General features: G+C 67.9%; 1 pseudogene. It reads left to right on the top strand.

The features are described from left to right. A pseudogene (locus ACPYOG_RS20095) lies at positions 1 to 252 on the top strand (aggregation-promoting factor C-terminal-like domain-containing protein); the annotation flags it as partial.

The following is a 252-nucleotide window of genomic DNA, read 5'->3' on the forward strand; positions in this document are numbered from 1 at the left end:
CAGTACGGCTGGGGTTCCGACCAGTTCCAGTGCCTCCAGCAACTGTGGCAGCGCGAGTCGCAGTGAAACTACCAGGCGATGAACCCGGGCAGCGGCGCTACGGGCATCCCGCAGGCGCTCCCCGGCAGCAAGATGGCGGCCTTCGGCACCGACTGGGCCACCACCGCCACCACCCAGATCAAGTGGGGACTGGACTACATCGCTCGCTGCTACTGCACGCCGTGCGGGGCGTGGGGCCACTCCGAGTCGTAC

It is taken from the genome of Leifsonia sp. HAY1-4F (assembly GCF_056755275.1).